This window comes from Microbacterium sp. K35, assembly GCF_004794375.1.
Classification (GTDB): Bacteria; Actinomycetota; Actinomycetes; order Actinomycetales; family Microbacteriaceae; genus Microbacterium; species Microbacterium sufflavum.
The window spans coordinates 1-16,164 of the sequence record NZ_SSDM01000130.1 but is presented as its reverse complement, the minus strand read 5'-3'; the positions used below and the strand labels follow the sequence as shown (position 1 = coordinate 16,164).

The window sequence follows — 16,164 nt, the reverse complement described above, 5'->3', positions numbered from 1 at the left end:
GGATCCACCTCATACTCGATCGACACATTCCTCGCCGACAGCACCGCGTCGCTCATGCGACCGCTCCTTCCCCGCCGACGCCACGACCGGCGCGACGTGCTCGGCGCTGGCGGCGCGCGGCCACCGGCGCGAGGCGCAGCTTCGGGTTCACGATCTCGTCGATCGCGAAGTTGATCAGCGACAGGGCCGTGCCGATCAGCGCGATGATCAGGCCGGGCGGCACGAACCACCACCAGGCGCCGCTTCCCACCGCCTGACCGGTCTGGGCGTCGTTGAGCACCGTGCCCAGGGTGATCGACCCGGTCGGTCCGAGGCCGAGGTACGACAGCCCCGCTTCGCCGAGCACCGCGAAGATCACCCCGAAGATCAGCTGCGCGGCGAGCAGCGGCACCAGGTTCGGGAGGATCTCGACGAAGATCACCCGCAGCGGTCGCTCGCCCGCGACGACCGCCGCGGCGACGTAGTCCCTCGTGCGCAGCGACCGCGCCGTCCCGCGGAGCACCACCGCCGACCCCGCCCAGCCGGTGATCCCGAGCACCAGCGCCACCAGCAGAGAGCTGCGGGCCAGGTCGCCCAGGCCCTCCGTGTGCTGCACGTAGGCGGCGATCACCATGACGAGCGGGAGCCCGGGGATCACGAGCATGATGTTGGTCGCGAGCATCAGGGTCTCGTCGAGCGCTCCGCCGAAATAGCCGGCGAGCACGCCGAACACCAACGCGAGGAACAGCGCCACGACGCCCGCGACCGCACCGACGAAGAGCGAGCCCTGCGTGCCGGTCGCGACCTGCGCGAGCACGTCGAAGCCCAGCTTGGTGGTGCCGAACGGGTGCTCGGGGCTCGGCGGCAGCAGCGGCTCGAAGCTCGCGTCACGCGGATCGCCGAGCAGGAGCGGGCCGATCAGCCCGAACAGCACGATCGCGGCGAGCACGATCATCCCGACGAGGAGCTTGCCCGACAGGCGCGGGAGTCCGCGGCGCAGGCGCGCCGACCGGGCGACGGCCACGGCGTGCGTGGACTCGGACGGGGAGACGATCAGATCAGCCATCGCGGCGCACCCTCGGGTCGATGAAGCCGTACAGGAGGTCGATCAGGAAGTTGGCCGCCAGCACGGTCAGCGTGATGACGAGGAACACCCCCTGCATCAGGGCGTAGTCGAGTCCCTGGACGGACTGGATCATGAGCTTGCCGAGTCCGGGGTAGCTGAACACCTGCTCCGTCACGATCGAGCCTGCAACGACGAAGCCCAGCGCGATGCCGAAGCCGGCGAGGCTCGGGATCGACGCGTTGCGGGCCGCATAGGCCCGGCGGATCCGGGAGGGCCGCAGCCCCTTCGCCTCCGCCGTGAGCACGTAGTCCTCCGACATCGTCTGCACCATCATGTTCCGCATCCCGAGCAGCCAGCCGCCGACCGAGGAGATCACGATCGTGGCCGCCGGCAACAGGGCGTGCACGAACGCACTCGCGAAGAACGCGGGTGTCCACTCCGGACCCGCCGGGAACTCGAACACGTCGTAGCCGCCGATGATCGGCAACAATCCCAGTTGCACCGAGAACACCGCGACGAGCACCAGCGCGAGCCAGAAGTACGGGATGGACTGCAGGAACGTGGTCACCGGCACCAGCTGGTCGACCCAGGTCCCGCGGAGCCATCCGACCCAGGCGCCCGCGAGGATCCCGAGCACGAACGAGATGATGGTGGCTGCTCCGACGAGCGTCACCGTCCACGGCAGAGCCGCGGCGATGAGCTCGCCTACCGGGGCCGGGTATCGGGTCGACGAGACCCCGAGATCACCGTGCAGCAGCCGACCCCAGTAGGCGAGGTATTGATCCCACAGCGTCGATCCCTTCTCCGCGCCGAGGATGGAGGTGATCGCCGCGATCGTCTCCTCGGACAGCGGTCGTCCACCGTTCGCGCGCCGGACCTTGCCCAGCATGATCGCGGCGGGGTCGCCGGGCAGCAGCCGCGGCAGCAGGAAGTTGAGGGAGATCGCGGCCCAGAGCGTGATGATGTAGAACGCGATGCGGCGCATCCAGAACTTCACGAGCCTCTCCTCTCGTCGGATCGAGCCATGGGGGCTGTGCCCTACTTCTTCGCCGGGCGCAGGTGCGTGAGGATGACCGCGGAGGCCGTCGACAGGTACGGCAGTGGTGCCGCGTACATGTCGTCCTCAGTCGGCCAGCCCGTGAAGTCGGCCGTGTTGAAGAACGACTGCGAGGCGTTCAGCACGACCGGGATGTAGGGCAGGTCACGCGCGATCTCGGCCTGCACCGCGGCGTACGCCTCCTTCTTGATCGCCTCGTCCTGCGTCGCGCCGGCCTGCTTCACCGCGGCGTCGACGACGGGGTTGGTGTAGCGGGCGTAGTTCTGTCCCTTGGTGGGCTCCTCGCCGACCTTGGCGCTGGCGGCCGTGGTGAAGTACTGGTCGTAGTTGGAGTACGGGTCGGCGACCAGCGACTGCGTGATGCCGTAGAGGGCGAGCTGGAAGTCGCCGGTCGAGATCGGCGTCCAGTACTCGGCCTCCGACACCGTGCGCGCGTTCACGCGGATGCCGGCCTCCGCGGCCTGTGCGCTGATGAGCTTGGCGGCGTCGTTGTAGTCGGTCCAGCCGTCGGGCGAGAACAGGTCGAGCTCGATCGCGGTGCCGTCCTTGCCGTAGAAGCCGTCGGAGCCCTTGGTGTAGCCGGCGCCTTCCAGGATGCCCTCGGCGGTCGCCGCGTCGGGCTCCTGGGGGCTGACCGCCAGGGACGGATCGCTCAGCCACTTCTCGTCGCGCGGCAGCAGGGCGAAGCTGGGCGACGCCTCGCCGGACAGCCCGGCGAACGCCTTGCTGCTGATGGCCGCTCGGTCGATCGCGAGGTTGAGCGCCTGGCGCACGGCCGGGTCGGTCTGGGCACCCGCGCAGCCCATCGACGCGTCGGCGCAGGTGACGATCACGGTCGGGTCCTGCTGCTGATTCATCGTGCTGATGCGGCCGTTGGAGGTCACGCCGTCCGGGTTGGCGATGAACTGGCCGACCCAGTCGAGCTTGCCGGTCTTGAGCAGATCCTCAGAGGACTGGTTGGAGTCGATGCCGATGTCCTGCACCTCGGTGATCTCGGGCGGGCCGTCGCGGAAGAGCGGGTTCGCCTCGAGCGTGTAGGCGGCGTCGGTGAACGACTTGAGCATGTAGGGGCCGGACCCGACCGGCTCGGGGTTCGTCTCGGTCATGTAGTCGTCGATGTCCGACCAGATGTGCTTCGGGATGATCCAGGTCGAGCCGAGGATGAGCGGGGTCGCGGTGAACTTCGCGGAGGAGTACGTCACGACGACCGTGGTGTCGTCCGTGGCCTCGGCGGACACCATGTCGGGGTCGAGGTTCGATCCGTAGCCCAGGCTGAACGCGACATCCTCGGCGGTGAGGTCCTCGCCGTCGCTCCACTTCAGGTCGGGCTTGATCGTGATGGTGAGGACGGTGCCGTCGTCACTGAACTCGTATGTGTCGCCGAGCATCCCGACCGGCGGGTCGGCGGACAGCTGGTTGAAGAAGAACAGCGGCTCGTAGATCGCGCCGAACGTCATGTGTGTCGCGGTGTCCACCGCGAACGGGTTGAAGTTGTTGGTGATCGGCGTCATCGACCCTGACCACATGCGCAGCGGGCGATCTGTGCCGGATGCGCTGCCACCGGGCGTGCAGCCGGCCAGTGCCAGCGCGAGGGCGGCGGCACCGGCGACGAGAGGAAGGGTCTTCCTCCAGCGGTTGACGTGCATGGAAACCTCGTCTCAAGAGCTTCGTTGCGGAAGTCGAGCAGAGCGGACAGGCATCCGCTCTGAGGCGAGGTTATAGTAAAGGCTCTTTCCAGTAAAGAGGTTTCTAGTTATTCGATTCGAGGTCAGTACCAGATGTCGAGCGACGGGGCGGGGAATGCGGCCAGGGCCCGGTCGAGCGCCCCCACGGCCTCCGGGGAGCCGCTGATGCGGCCGGCACCCGCCAGCGAGGCCGCGCGCACGCTGCCCGCGTACAGCGACGACAGCGCCGACACCGAGAGCGTGACGTCCGCCTCCTCGCCCGCGGCCGACTCGACCTCGGCACGCCCCGCGCCGTCCACCCGCATGCGCCACTCCCCCTCGGAGAAGCCCAGCGGGTCTTCCACCCGGATCACGACGTCGAGCGGAGACGAGTACCGGCGCCCCGTGAGGGCGGCAGGCACATCGAGGATGCGCAGCCAGCCGTGGTCGTGCACGATCTGGGTGACGCCGCGCGGGTCGGCGACCAGCCACGGCAGCGCATCATCGAGCGGGCGCAGGTCGGCGGTCACCTCGTCCACCAGGTCGTGCTGCAGCGCGAACCGCCACAGCATCGCGGTCGACTCCGGAGTCTCGGCGACCAGCAGTCGCACGTGCAGGGCGAACCGGAACGACTCGCCCTTCTCGCTGACCGCGTACGCCATCACACCGCGGACCACGCCGTCGGCGTCGACGTGTCGTACGCCCCGCACGCGGTCACGGTCGGTGTCCGACGACTGCAGACCGGCGAGGCCCGTCCAGCGCGCACGCCACCCCGGCACCTGTCCCGACCGCGCACCGCGCGAGCGCTCGTGCACCGCGCCGAGCTCCTGTGCGAGCTGCTCACGATCCAGGTACTCGATGCGCCCCTGCGGTGCGGGGCCGTCCCAGCCCGCGCGCCGCGTATCGACCGTGAACCGCGCGACCGGCACGGCAGACCCGAATCCGTAGCGGCCGTAGATCGTCGCCTCCGACGCCGTGAGCCCGGCGACCGCGACCCCGGCGTCTGCGGCGGCGCGCAGCTCGCCCTCCAGCAGGGCGCGGGCGATACCGCGGCGCCGGTGCGTCCCGGAGACCGTGACCCCGCTGATCGCCCACAGGCCGATCTCGCCGCCGGGCACCGTCATGGGCGTCACCCAGGAGTCGATCGTGGCGACGGGGTGCGGCGCGGTCGCCACGTCGCGCTCATAGACCCCGATGTTGCGGCGGCCGCGCACGGTGGGCAGCCCGTCCGCAAGAGTCTCGGCGGTGGGTTCCGCGCCCAGGAAGCCACGGGCCAGCGCGCGCTGGAACGCTTCGACCGCCGCGGCGTCATCCAGGTCGAGCACCCGGTAGTCGAGCCCCTCCCCTGCCAGACGGTCGACGGAGGTCTGATCGGCGGGGATCCCGCGTGCATCGATGAGGGCCATGCGACCAGCCTATTGGCCGCCGCCGACGCGCGAGCGGGCCAGTCAGTGCTGCGCGGCCTGCACCTCGCGCAGGCGCGCGAACACCTGGTCGCGCAGCTCCTCGGGAGCGGTCTCCTTGCAGGCGCGCGCCACGACCTCGGTGAGGGTGGTGGCCACGAGCGCCTCGTCCCGGCAGGACGGGCAGTTCTCGAGATGCTCGCGGATCTCGGCGTGCTCGGTCTTGCACACCTCGTTGCGGAGGTACTCCTCCAGATCCTGACGGGCCTTGTCGCAGCCGCAGTCGCTCATTTCGTGCTCCTCGGTTCAGCCGCGGCGATGCCTCGCTCGGCGGCATAGTCGGCCAGCAGCTCCCGCAGCATCCGCCTGCCACGGTGCAGACGGCTCATCACGGTGCCGATGGGGGTCTTCATGATGTCGGCGATCTCCTGATACGCGAAGCCCTCGACATCCGCCAGATACACCGCCAGCCGGAAGTCCTCCGGGACGGCCTGCAGCGCATCCTTCACGACCGAGGCCGGCATGCGGTCGATCGCCTCGGCTTCGGCGGAGCGACTGTGCGAGGCGGTGGTCGACTCGGCACCGCCGAGCTGCCAGTCCTCGAGCTCGTCGATGGTGCCCTGGAACGGCTCGCGCTGACGCTTGCGGTAGATGTTGATGTACGTGTTCGTCAGGATGCGGTACAGCCAGGCCTTGAGGTTCGTGCCCTGGGAGAAGGTCGACCACGACCCGTACGCCTTCACGAAGGTCTCCTGCACCAGGTCGGCGGCGTCCGCCGGGTTCCTGGTCATGCGCATGGCCGCCGCGTACAGCTGGTCCATGAAGGGGAGCGCCTGCTCCTCGAACTCGCGTCGAGGGTCGCCGACGGTGTCTGCGGTTGCGGTGTCATCCATCACCGGCCAGTCTAGGCCGCGGAGGTCGATCACCTCGCGCTCCAACGTCGCGGGCATGCCCATCCCTTCCTGCCTCGGGTGCGCCGCTTCTCACGATGACGGCGTCCTGTTTACTAAGGTGAGAACCGATGAGCGCCAAAAGGTATTCCCCCTCCCGTGTGCAGGGCGCCTATCTCGCGCCCACCACCGACGCGCCGGTGCGCGCCGAGCTCACGATCCCCGGATCGAAGTCTCTGACGAACCGTGAGCTCATCATCGCGGCGATCGCCGACGGTCCGGGGCGTCTGATCGCCCCGCTCCACAGCGACGACTCCCAGCGCATGATCGAGGCCCTGCGCGCCCTCGGCGTCGGCGTGGAGGAGGTCGACGGCGGTCACGAGTTCGGTCCCGATCTCGTCGTCACCCCGGCGAAGCTACACGGCGGTGTCACCATCGACTGCGGTCAGGCGGGCACGGTCATGCGTTTCATCTCCCCGCTCGCGGGTCTCGCCGAGAACGACGTGCACCTCACGGCCCACGAGACCGCGCTGCATCGTCCGATGGGCGGCCTGATCAGCGCCCTGCGCGACCTCGGGGTCGACATCGACGACGAGGGCACCTGGGCGCTGCCGTTCACCATCCGCGGGCACGGCCGGATCCGCGGCGGCCGGGTCGAGATCGACGCCTCCGCCTCCAGCCAGTTCGTGTCGGGCCTGCTGCTCGCCGCCCCGCGCTTCGATGTCGGCCTGCACCTCGTGCACACGGGCGAGCGGCTGCCGAGCCTGCCCCACATCGACATGACGATCGAGGCGCTGAGCCGCCGCGGCATCCGCATCGAGCGACCGGCCGTCGGCGAGTGGCTGGTCGAGGCCGGCGTGCCGCGTGCGAAGGAGATCGCGATCGAGCCGGATCTGTCGAACGCCGCGCCGTTCCTCGCCGCCGCGCTCGTCACCGGCGGAGCGGTGTCGATCACCGGCTGGCCGGCGCACTCGACGCAGCCCGGCGCGCTCCTGCCGGAGATCCTGCAGAGCGCCGGCGCCCACGTGTCCCGCCACGGTGGCACCCTCACGGTGCGCGCGGGCACGAGCATCCGCGGCCTCGACATCGACCTCTCCGCGGCGAGCGAGCTCACGCCCACGCTGGTCGGTCTCGCGGCATTCGCAGAGTCCCCGACCACGATCCGCGGCATCGGGCACATCCGCCTGCACGAGACCGACCGCATCGCGGCGCTCGTGGGGAACCTGCGCGCGCTGGGCGGCACCGCCGAGGAGCTTCCCGACGGCCTGCGGATCGTGCCCTCCCCCCTGCGCGGGGGTAAATGGCCCGCGCACCACGATCACCGTATGGCGACGACGGGGGCCCTCATCGGACTGCGGGTGCCCGGCGTCGAGATCGATGACATCGGCACGACCGCGAAGACCCTCCCGGAGTTCACGATGCTCTGGGAGCGGATGCTGCGAGGCTGACGGTGAGCTGGCTCGACGACACCGACCTCGACGACGACTTCGAGGAGTACGACGAGAGCGCGATCCGCACGCGTCCGAACCCGAAGGCGAACCGTCCGCGCACCAAGCGCCGACCAGCGCACGAGGACGCCCAGATCGGCCGCGTGCTCGGCGTCGATCGTGGACGCTATTCCGTCCTCCTCGACGAGGGCACGGCCGAGGAGCACACGATCACGGCCGCGCGCGCTCGCGAACTGCGGCGCACGCCGATCGTGACCGGCGATCAGGCTCGCGTCGTGGGCGACACCTCGGGCGCCGAGGGCACGCTCGGGCGGATCGTGGGCATCCTCGACCGCACGTCCCTGCTGCGCCGCAGCGCCGACGACACCGACCAGGTCGAGCGCGTGATCGTGGCCAACGCCGACCAGATGCTCGTGGTCGTCGCCGCCGCCGACCCGGAGCCGAGGGCCCGCCTGGTCGACCGCTACCTCGTCGCGGCGCTCGACGCGGGCATCCGCCCGCTGCTGGTCGTGACGAAGACCGACCTCGCCGACCCCGCGGAGTTCCTCGCCCACTTCGACGGCCTCGACCTGCGCGTCTTCACCAGCGCACGCGACGAGATGCCCGTCGCGGAGATCGGCGAGGCGCTGGTCGGCCACTCGACCGTCTTCGTCGGTCACTCCGGCGTCGGGAAGTCGACGCTCGTCAACGCGCTGGTCCCGTCCGCCGGCCGCGCGACCGGCCACGTCAACCAGGTCACCGGCCGTGGGCGCCACACCTCCTCGTCGACCGTGTCGCTGCGCTACGAGGGTCCGGACGGCACGGGCTGGGTCATCGACACTCCCGGCGTGCGCTCGTTCGGCCTCGGACACGTCGATCCCGCCAACATCCTGGCGGCGTTCACGGAACTCGCCGTGATCGCGGAGAACTGCCCCCGAGGCTGCACCCACCTGCCTGATGCGCCGGACTGCGCCCTCATCGAGGCCGCGGAGCGCGGAGAGCTGAGCGAGACGGGCCGCGCGCGCCTCGACTCGCTGCAGCGCCTCCTGCAGACGTTCGCCGACAAGGCGGAGCAGACTCCCGGCCGATAAAGTGGACGGGTGACTGAGCGCCTGGAACCCGGTACTGCCGCCCCTGACTTCTCCCTCCTCGACCAGGACGGGAACCCCGTCTCCCTGGCCGACCTGCGCGGCCGCAAGACCGTGCTCTACTTCTACCCCGCTGCGATGACCCCCGGGTGCACGACCGAGGCCTGCGACTTCCGCGACAGCGTCTCGTCGCTGCAGGGTGCCGGCTACCAGGTCGTCGGGGTCTCTCGCGACGACCCCGCCACCCTGACCACCTTCCGCGAACGCGACGCTCTCACGTTCCCGCTGCTCAGCGACCCCGACCACGCGGTCCACGAGGCGTACGGCGCCTGGGGCGAGAAGATGAACTACGGCAAGGTGGTCGAGGGCGTGATCCGTTCGACCTTCGTGCTCGACGAGGAGGGCGTGATCACGCTCGCGCAGTACAACGTGAAGGCCACGGGCCACGTGGCGCGACTGCGCAAGCAGCTCGGCATCGACGCGTGAGCGTGGCGCCGTGGGGCGTCACTCCGCCCCGCGGCGCTCGCCTTCGCGTCGCGCGCTGGAGATGAGCAGCGCGAAGCCGACGACTCCCGGAACCGCGAGTCCCAGCACGAACGCCCACGGCACCGGCTGCACCGTGAGCGATCCCAGCGCCAGGGCGACCGCGAGCACCTGAGCCACCACCCCGCCGGAGCGCGCCCACGACCGCCCGGTACGCGTCCCCACGGCGAACGCGACGAGGGCCGCTGCGCCGATCAGGGTCAGCACGATGAGCGCGATCGCCGTCGTCGACGACGCCGCGTCCCCCGCACCGAGACCGGCCACCTCGATCGCCGCGAACACGACGAGCGCGGCGGCTTCCAGAGCGAGCACCGCGGACGCGGCGAGGGCGATTCCCGGTGCGCGCACGGGGTCCTCCTGGGGGTGCAAAGCAGAGAAAACCCTTGATTTCAGGGTATCCATGTAACAGAATAGAGAAAGTCATGTGCTCCCACAGCGGCGTGGGGCGAACGTTCGCGTTCGCATCACAATCGGCGGGCATCCGCCCGCATCTCAACAGGGTAGCGGAACCCGAACCGCCGCCCGAATCGAGAAGTCGCATCGCGACATCTCATGAAATCCACACCGAGGAGCCCCCATGGACTGGCGCGATAAGGCCGCCTGCCTGACCGTCGACCCCGAGCTTTTCTTTCCCGTCGGCAACACCGGACCGGCCGTCGACCAGATCGAGAAGGCCAAGACGGTCTGCGCCACGTGCACCGTCACCGAGATCTGCCTGCAGTACGCCCTGGAGACCAGCCAGGACTCGGGCGTCTGGGGCGGCCTGTCCGAGGACGAGCGCCGCGCACTCAAGCGCCGCGCCGCCCGCGCCCGCCGCGCCTCCTGACGACTTCGAAGCGGCCTGAGATCAGATCTCAGGCCGCTTCCGTCTGTCCGGTGTCCGCGTTCAGCGCTCCAGCCATCGCAGCGGGATGTCGATGACCACCTCGGTGCCCTCACCCTCGCTGCCGCGCCACTCGATCGACCCGCCGAGCTCCCCCTGGATGAGCGTGCGGATGATCTGCGTGCCGAGGCCCTGACCGACGCGCCCCTCCGGCAGCCCGTGGCCGGTGTCGCGCACGGTGACGCGGAGGTTGTCCTCGGTGCGCTGGGCGTCGATGGTCACCGAGCCCTCCTGACCCGCAAGCCCGTGCTCCACTGCGTTCGTGACGACCTCCGTCAGGGCGAGGGCGAGCGGCGTGGCGTACTCGCTCGGCAGCACCCCGAAGCGCCCCGTCGACTGCGTACGAGCCCGGGTGTTCGGCGCGGACGCCACCTCTGCGACCAGCTTGAGGACCCGATCGAACACCTCGTCGAAGTCGACCTTCTGGGTGAGTCCCTGGGCCAGCGTGTCGTGCACGACGGCGATCGCGTCGACCCGGCGCATGGCCTGCGTGAGCGCGTCTCGGGCCTCGTCGGAGTGCGTGCGACGCGCCTGGATCCGTAGCAGCGACGCCACGGTCTGCAGGTTGTTCTTCACCCGGTGGTGGATCTCCCGGATGGTCGCGTCCTTCGTGATCAGCTCCTGCTCCTGATGCCGCAGTTCCGAGACATCGCGGCAGAGCACGATCGCGCCGATGCGGGTGCCGTGGTCCTTCAGCGGGATCGCGCGCAACGAGACGGTCACACCGCGCGCCTCGATGTCGGTGCGCCACGGTGCGCGGCCGGTGACGACGACCGGCAGCGACTCGTCGACCTGCCGCGAGGGCGGTACCAGCCGGGTCGTGACCTCCGCGAGCGATTCCCCCTCGAGCTCGTCGTCGAATCCCATGCGGTTGAACGCCGAGAGCGCGTTCGGGCTCGCGAAGGTGGTGATCCCGTCGACGTCGATGCGGATCAGGCCGTCGGACGCACGCGGCGCTCCGCGACGGGGTGAGGTCGGTGCGGCCGGGTCGGGGAAGCTGCCGTCCGCGATCATGCGGAACAGGTCGTTCGCGCACTCGTCGAACGTGATCTGCTGCCGCGACGGCGTGCGGACCTCGCCGAGGTTGGTGTGGCGGGTCACGACCCCGATGACGGAGGGCGCCACGTCGTCGCCGCGGCGGGTGATCACGATCGGAACCGCCCGCACGCGCGTGGGCGTCTCCTCGAACCAATCCGGCGAGGAGGAGTCCACGATCTCCGCCGACTCGAAAGCGCCCTGGACCTGCGTGCGCCACTGCGGACGAACACGCTCGCCGACGATGTCCCGGTAGAACAGCGTCGCCGCGCCGCTCGGACGGGCGTGGGCGACGGCGATGAAGGACCCGTCCTCCGTCTGGATCCACAGCACGATGTCCGCGGAGGCCAGGTCGGCGAGGAGCTGACCGTCACCGGCAAGACGGTGCAGCCACTCGATGTCGTCGTCGGTCAGAAGGCCCTGGGTCTGGGCGAGGTCGCTGAGGGTTGACACCTACCCAGCCTAGGCCGCACCGCCTCAGAGGATGGCCAGCGACGTCGCCCGCCATCGTCGATCGAGCCCTTCGAGTCGCACCGCGACCGCCCTGGTCCGTCCGGGACCTGCCACGACGACGACCGCTTCGATCACGCCGTCGACCGGCTCCGTGACCCGGAGCGAACGGATCACGAACGTCGGTCGCGCCGGCGGCACACCCCGCGCGCTCCTCGCCCGTGCCGCCAGGTTCGAACGCACGACCAGACTCCGGTACGCGTCCTCGCTGAACCATCGCGCGAGCTGATCGATCTCCCGGACGCCGGCGAGCACTTCCAGGACGCCGTGCGTGAGACGGCGCAGCAGCGGTGCGGGATCGGGAAGCTGACGCGTGGGCGTCGGCTGCGGGGCGAAGTACTCGTGAAGCATCATGGCGAACTCTCCGGTCGGCGGACGAACGGCGACAGTCGAGCACGCGCGAGCCCCCGCGCGGGGGCGATCAGCGGAACTATGTGGATAACTCGTACATCCGACCCGCGCTCCCCCTACGCTCTGTCGGGTGCACTGGGACCGCCTCTTCGACGACCTCGAGAGCCAGCTCGCCTCGGAGTGGGAGGCGGAGCGCGCCGCGCTGGATGCGGAGTCCGAGCGGCTCCGCATCTCCCGACTCGACCTGCACTCGCGTCTCCGGCAGCTCTGCGCCGCCGACGCCGACGCGGTCGTCGACCTGGCGGACGGCCACCGGCTTCCGGTGACGCTCCGATCCCTCGGCGTCGACTGGATCGCAGCGGTCTCGCGGGTACCGCAGGAGGCGAGGGCTGCCGCGTCGGCCCTGCTGATTCCCCTCCCCGCGATCACGGGTCTCGCCGTCGACCACGGCGCCATGCTCTCCAGCCTCGACGAGCATCGGCCCGCCGAGCGCACCCTCCGCGAGCGTATGCCGATCGGCTTCGTGCTGCGCGACCTCGCGCGACGACGCGTACCCGTCCACCTCACCACACGACACGGAGACGACGTGCACGGCACGATCGATCGCGCCGCCGCCGATCACCTCGATCTGGCGCTGCACGACACCGGGGAGTCGCGGCGAGCCGCTGCCGTGCGCGGGTTCCGCATCGTCCCGTACGCGGCGCTCGTCGTCGTGCGCTTCTCCGGCGATCAGCGCGTGTGAGCCGCGGACGTTCCCCACACCTCGGGGAAGCTCGCGGTCTGCGACTGACGCCACAGCGCCATCCTGCGTGCCTCTTCCGACTGCTCGGCGAGGTACCCCTCGATGCTGGCCTCCTCCACGCGCCAGCGCGCGGGCGAACCCAGTTGCGCGCCGCGCAGTCGCCCCTCGTGGATGAGGCCGATCACCTCGGCCACGTCGATGCTCAGGAGCTCCGCGACCTGCGCGGGAGCGAGGAACTGCGGTGCGGGGGTCGGAGCGGGTGTCATACCCACATTCTGGTCGAGGGGCCAACGATGGAGGCGGGTGTCCCGCGTATGTGGATAACTCCGCGAGCCCTCTCCGCGGTTCTGTGACGATATCGCCATGGCTTCCCACTCCCGTCCGCGCCCGGCTTTCCGCGCCGAACTGCGCTTCCTGGTCGGCATCGCCCTCGTCGTCATCTCGATCGCCGGGGTATGGCTGCTCGTCGCGGCATCCGACCGGACCGAACCGCTCCTGCAGGCGCGGCGGACCATCGCGCGCGGCGAGGTTCTCACCGCTGACGACTTCGAGGTGGCCCAGGTCAGCATCGGCGCACTCACGGATCGGTACGTGGGTCCAGGTCGGCTCGAGCCGGGGCAGATCGCGCGGCGCACCCTCACGAAGGGCGAGCTGCTCCCCCGGTCCGCGGTGGCCGACGAGAAGGACGACCGCACCACCACCGTCGTGATCGAGACCACGACCGCGATCCCCGATTCGATCGGCCCCGGCGCCGACGTCGAGGTGTGGCAGGCACCCGCGAGAGACGACGGCAGGACGTTCGACGCCCCGCGCGTCCTCGTCGGCGACGCGGTGGTGCGGACGGTCCTCGAAGACGACGGCATGCTGGCGGAGAGCGGCACGAAGGTGGAGATCGTCGTCGACCGGACCGACGTCGCCGACGTGCCCGCGGCCGCCACCGGGGGCGCCGCGCTCGCCGTGATCCCCGTCGGTGCCGGATCGTGATGGTCCTGGTCGCGCTCCCGAAAGATCGCGCGGACCAGCTCGCGGCCGAGCTCCTCCTGGAAGGAGTGGACGCGGTCGCCATCGATGGTCCGTCGAGCGTTCGCGAGCATCTTCACGCCGGCGTGGATGCGGTGATCGTTCCCGCCTCGCGCGACGCGCTGACTCCGGACCTGATCGCCGCATGTGACCGGGCGGGTGTCCGTATCGTGGCGCTCGGCGATTCCGACAGTCGTCTCCTGGCACGACTCGGCCTTCCGTCGGCGCTGCGCACGGACGCCCCCGGTTGGGAGGTGGCGGCAGCGCTCCACGCGGAGGCCTCGCCCGCCGTCGCCGAGACGCCTCGGAGCGCCTCCCCGAGGATCATCGCGGTCTGGGGGCCCCAGGGAGCTCCCGGCCGCTCGACGGTCGCGATCCAGTTGGCCGTGGAGCTGGCGCGCACGGGCCGCCGCACAGCGCTGCTGGATGCGGACACGGTCGCTCCCTCGCTCGCGCTTCTCCTCGGGCTCGGCGACGACGCCCCGGGAATCGCCGCTGCCTGCCGCCGCGCGGAGACCGGGGCACTCGACAGCGCCGAGCTCACCAGGCTGGCGGCACGCGTCGGCGCGGGAGGTGTGGAGTTCGACGTGCTGTGCGGCATCAATCGTCCGACTCGCTGGCCCGAACTCTCGGCGCATCGACTCCACGTCCTCCTCGCGGCCTGCCGGGAGTGGGCGGAGGAGACGGTGGTCGACGTGGCAGCCGCGGTCGACGCCGACGACGAGGCGACCTACGATCTGGTCGGCCCTCGCCGCCACGCGGCAACCGCGGCGACCCTCGCCGAAGCCGACCGGATCGTGGCCGTCGCGGCCGCCGACCCGGTCGGCATCAGCCGCTTCCTCCGAGACCACGCCGAGGTCCGCCGACTCGTCGGCTCCACGCCCATCACGGTGGTGGTCAACGCCGTACGCCCCGGGCCGCTCGGCATTGACGCCCGGGGACAGGTCCGCCGGACTCTCGAACGGTTCGCCGGGATCACCGACATCGTCTTCCTGCCGTTCGACCAGCACGCGGCAGACGCGGCCCTGCTGCACGCGCGGCCCATGGCCGACCTCACACCGCGTTCCGCCCTCGTCGCGGGGGTGCGTCGACTCGCGCTGTCGCTCTCCCCCGCGCCCGCCGTCGCCGCGCCTACTGGCGGTAGCTCGAGAGGAAGTTCCCCAGTCGCTCGACGGCTTCGCTCAGCACTCGCGGCTCTGGCAGGGTCACCAACCGCAGGTGATCGGGGTTCGGCCAGTTGAATCCGGTGCCCTGCACGACCAGGATGTGCTCCGACACCAGCAGGTCGTACACCAGCTTCGCGTCGTCACGGATCTCATGCACCTCGGGGTCGAGACGCGGGAAGGCGTACAGCGCCCCCTGGGGCTTCACGCACGTCACCCCCGGGATCGCCTCCAGGCCTTCCCATGCGATGTCCCGCTGCTCGTGCAGGCGACCGGTCGGCGCGATCAGCGCATCGATCGACTGCACCCCGGAGAGCGCCGCCTGCACGGCGTGCTGCGCGGGCACGTTCGGGCACAGCCGGGTCGACGCCAGCAGTGTGATGCCCTCGATGAAGCCCTTCGCATGGTCCTGCGGCCCCGTGATCACCATCCACCCCGAGCGGTAGCCCGCCACGCGATACGTCTTCGAGAGGCCGTTGAACGTGAGGCACAGCAGGTCGGGCGCGAGGGTCGCCGTGGGGATGTGCACCGCATCGTCGAACAGGATGCGGTCGTAGATCTCGTCCGACAGGATGAGCAGCTGATGCTCCCTGGCGATCTGCACCAGGCCCTCCAGCACCGCGCGCGAGTACACGACACCGGTCGGGTTGTTCGGGTTGATGATGACCATGGCTTTGGTCCGCGGCGTGATCTTGGACCGGAGATCTTCCAGATCGGGCTGCCAGCCGTCGTTCTCATCGCACACGTAGTGCACCGGCGTGCCACCGGCAAGGCTGGTCATGGCGGTCCACAGCGGATAGTCGGGCGTCGGGATCAGCACCTCGTCGCCCTCGTCGAGCAGCGCCTGCATGGTCATGGTGATGAGCTCGGACACGCCGTTGCCGAGGTACACGTCGTCGGGGTCGAACCGCGGGAAGCCCTCGACCTGCTCGTACCGGCTCACCACGGCGCGTCGCGCGGAGATGATGCCCTTGCTGTCGCTGTAGCCGTGCGCCGTGGGGAGGGCTGCCAGCATGTCGTGCACAATCTGATGCGGGGCGTCGAAGCCGAAGATCGCGGGGTTGCCCGTGTTCAGCTTGAGGATCCGGTGGCCCTCTGCCTCCAGTCGCGCCGCCTCGACGAGGGCGTTTCCGCGGATCTCGTACAGGACGTTCTTGAGCTTCGACGACTGGTCGAAGGTGCGCGATGGTGTCATCGATCAAGCCTACAGGGACGAAAGGAGGGCCAATCCGCACGGACTGGCCCTCCTCTCACCCTGCTCGGGTCACTTCTTCTTCTTGCCCTGCGCCCGACGCTGCTCGCGGTTGCCGGCGGCCGGTGCGGGGGCCTCGGTGCGCTGGCCG

At 70.1% G+C, this 16,164-nt stretch carries 18 protein-coding genes; 7 read left to right on the top strand and 11 right to left on the bottom strand.

What is annotated here, in order from left to right:
- Nucleotides 1-52: 52 nt before the first annotated feature.
- The 6 genes from DW299_RS04045 to DW299_RS04020 all read right to left on the bottom strand — a co-directional run bounded on the left by DW299_RS04045 (nt 53) and on the right by DW299_RS04020 (nt 6,119).
- Nucleotides 53-1,045, bottom strand: coding sequence for an ABC transporter permease (locus DW299_RS04045; RefSeq protein WP_136032931.1), 993 nt, complete (start codon nt 1,043-1,045; stop codon nt 53-55).
- Entirely contained in the window at nt 1,038-2,042 is a 1,005-nt protein-coding gene (locus tag DW299_RS04040; RefSeq protein ID WP_136035803.1) for an ABC transporter permease, read from the bottom strand. The genes DW299_RS04045 and DW299_RS04040 overlap by 8 nt, the downstream gene beginning before the upstream one ends.
- Before the next feature lie 41 nt (nt 2,043-2,083).
- A complete protein-coding gene (locus tag DW299_RS04035; RefSeq protein WP_136035800.1) occupies nt 2,084-3,748 on the bottom strand; it encodes an ABC transporter substrate-binding protein in 1,665 nt (554 codons plus the stop codon).
- 122 nt (nt 3,749-3,870) lie between these two features.
- On the bottom strand, nt 3,871-5,172 hold the full coding sequence (locus DW299_RS04030) for a GNAT family N-acetyltransferase (protein ID WP_136035798.1): 1,302 nt from the start codon (nt 5,170-5,172) through the stop codon (nt 3,871-3,873).
- A 42-nt stretch (nt 5,173-5,214) separates the two neighbouring features.
- Entirely contained in the window at nt 5,215-5,460 is a 246-nt protein-coding gene (locus tag DW299_RS04025) for a zf-HC2 domain-containing protein (RefSeq protein ID WP_136032923.1), read from the bottom strand.
- A complete protein-coding gene (locus DW299_RS04020) occupies nt 5,457-6,119 on the bottom strand; it encodes a sigma-70 family RNA polymerase sigma factor (protein WP_136032921.1) in 663 nt (220 codons plus the stop codon). Before DW299_RS04020 ends, DW299_RS04025 begins: the two co-directional genes overlap by 4 nt.
- A 71-nt stretch (nt 6,120-6,190) precedes the next feature.
- Between DW299_RS04020 and aroA the strand changes: the two genes are divergently transcribed.
- From aroA to bcp, 3 genes are read left to right on the top strand one after another with little or no spacing between them, the layout of a single operon-like run.
- Nucleotides 6,191-7,507, top strand: coding sequence for a 3-phosphoshikimate 1-carboxyvinyltransferase (gene aroA / locus DW299_RS04015; protein WP_136035797.1), 1,317 nt, complete (start codon nt 6,191-6,193; stop codon nt 7,505-7,507).
- 2 nt (nt 7,508-7,509) lie between these two features.
- The gene (rsgA, locus tag DW299_RS04010; protein WP_136032917.1) at nt 7,510-8,577 is read left to right on the top strand and encodes a ribosome small subunit-dependent GTPase A; all 1,068 of its coding nucleotides are present in this window, start codon (nt 7,510-7,512) and stop codon (nt 8,575-8,577) included.
- Nucleotides 8,578-8,586: 9 nt separating this feature from the next.
- A complete protein-coding gene (bcp, locus tag DW299_RS04005) occupies nt 8,587-9,060 on the top strand; it encodes a thioredoxin-dependent thiol peroxidase (RefSeq protein ID WP_136035795.1) in 474 nt (157 codons plus the stop codon).
- An 18-nt stretch (nt 9,061-9,078) separates the two neighbouring features.
- On the opposite strand, the gene DW299_RS04000 is transcribed toward bcp, so the two are convergent.
- Nucleotides 9,079-9,465: a hypothetical protein gene (locus tag DW299_RS04000; RefSeq protein ID WP_136032913.1), complete on the bottom strand. Its 387-nt coding sequence runs from the start codon at nt 9,463-9,465 to the stop codon at nt 9,079-9,081.
- Between the two features lie 229 nt (nt 9,466-9,694).
- Here DW299_RS04000 and DW299_RS03995 point away from each other — a divergent pair, with 229 nt between their 5' ends.
- Entirely contained in the window at nt 9,695-9,943 is a 249-nt protein-coding gene (locus DW299_RS03995; protein WP_017203224.1) for a WhiB family transcriptional regulator, read from the top strand.
- 60 nt (nt 9,944-10,003) lie between these two features.
- On the opposite strand, the gene DW299_RS03990 is transcribed toward DW299_RS03995, so the two are convergent.
- Nucleotides 10,004-11,488, bottom strand: coding sequence for a sensor histidine kinase (locus DW299_RS03990; RefSeq protein WP_136032911.1), 1,485 nt, complete (start codon nt 11,486-11,488; stop codon nt 10,004-10,006).
- A 24-nt stretch (nt 11,489-11,512) separates the two neighbouring features.
- Nucleotides 11,513-11,899 carry an Rv3235 family protein gene (locus tag DW299_RS19660; RefSeq protein ID WP_136032908.1) on the bottom strand — a complete coding sequence of 129 codons (387 nt, stop codon included), beginning with the start codon at nt 11,897-11,899 and terminating at the stop codon, nt 11,513-11,515.
- 127 nt (nt 11,900-12,026) lie between these two features.
- Between DW299_RS19660 and DW299_RS03980 the strand changes: the two genes are divergently transcribed.
- On the top strand, nt 12,027-12,638 hold the full coding sequence (locus DW299_RS03980) for a hypothetical protein (protein WP_136032906.1): 612 nt from the start codon (nt 12,027-12,029) through the stop codon (nt 12,636-12,638).
- Here the strand turns inward: DW299_RS03980 and DW299_RS03975 are convergent.
- On the bottom strand, nt 12,626-12,904 hold the full coding sequence (locus tag DW299_RS03975) for a helix-turn-helix domain-containing protein (protein WP_136032904.1): 279 nt from the start codon (nt 12,902-12,904) through the stop codon (nt 12,626-12,628). The genes DW299_RS03980 and DW299_RS03975 overlap by 13 nt on opposite strands.
- A gap of 97 nt (nt 12,905-13,001) precedes the next feature.
- Between DW299_RS03975 and DW299_RS03970 the strand changes: the two genes are divergently transcribed.
- Entirely contained in the window at nt 13,002-13,622 is a 621-nt protein-coding gene (locus DW299_RS03970) for an SAF domain-containing protein (protein WP_136035793.1), read from the top strand.
- Complete coding sequence (locus DW299_RS03965; protein ID WP_136035792.1) at nt 13,622-14,899, top strand: CpaE/TadZ family protein; 1,278 nt, start codon at nt 13,622-13,624, stop codon at nt 14,897-14,899. The genes DW299_RS03970 and DW299_RS03965 overlap by 1 nt, the downstream gene beginning before the upstream one ends.
- Here DW299_RS03965 and DW299_RS03960 read toward each other — a convergent pair.
- Nucleotides 14,790-16,016 carry a pyridoxal phosphate-dependent aminotransferase gene (locus DW299_RS03960; RefSeq protein WP_136035790.1) on the bottom strand — a complete coding sequence of 409 codons (1,227 nt, stop codon included), beginning with the start codon at nt 16,014-16,016 and terminating at the stop codon, nt 14,790-14,792. The two genes, DW299_RS03965 and DW299_RS03960, sit on opposite strands and share 110 nt — an antisense overlap.
- Nucleotides 16,017-16,164: the final 148 nt, after the last annotated feature.